Source organism: Aeromonas sp. 602396 (assembly GCF_049173735.1).
Taxonomy (GTDB): Bacteria; Pseudomonadota; Gammaproteobacteria; order Enterobacterales; family Aeromonadaceae; genus Aeromonas; species Aeromonas veronii_A.
In genome coordinates, this window is record NZ_JAAKSD010000034.1 from 1 (window position 1) to 580 (window position 580).

Annotated in this window: 1 protein-coding gene; it reads left to right on the forward strand. The window is 60.9% G+C overall.

Going from position 1 to position 580, the window contains the following annotated elements; genetic code table 11:
• Positions 1–26: 26 nt before the first annotated feature.
• Positions 27–580 (forward strand): Y-family DNA polymerase (locus G5229_RS20555; protein ID WP_421210258.1); only part of this gene is annotated, 554 nt, incomplete at its 3' end.

Genomic DNA, 580 nt, shown 5'->3' on the forward strand with positions numbered 1-580 from the left:
TGTGATTGGCAATCTGAGGCAGCGTGATGGCTATAGCGCTCGTTGATGTAAACAACTTCTACGCCAGCTGTGAGCGGCTGTTTCGCCCTGAGCTGCGTGGCCGCCCGATCGTGGTGCTCTCCAACAACGATGGATGCGTGGTGTCGCGCAGCCCCGAAGCCAAGGCGATGGGTATCAAGATGGCCGGGCCCTACTTCAAGATCCGCGAGCAGTTCGAGGCGCATGGCGGTGTGGCATTCAGCTCCAACTACGCGCTCTATGGAGACATGTCTGGCAGGGTGATGAGCACGTTGGAGACCATGTCCCCCGAGCTGGAGGTCTACTCCATTGATGAAGCATTCCTGTCACTGTCGGAGTCGTTTGCCGGTGACCTGACAGCCTATGGACAACAGATCCGGCAGCGAGTGTGGCAGTGGACCGGCCTAACGGTAGGGGTCGGGATTGGTCCCACCAAGACCCTCGCCAAGCTGGCCAACTATGCAGCCAAGAAGTGGCCTGCCACTGGCGGCGTCGTGGACTTGCGTGACGAGCTGCGCCGTGCCCGGCTGATGGCTATCACCCCGGTGGACGAGGTGTGGGG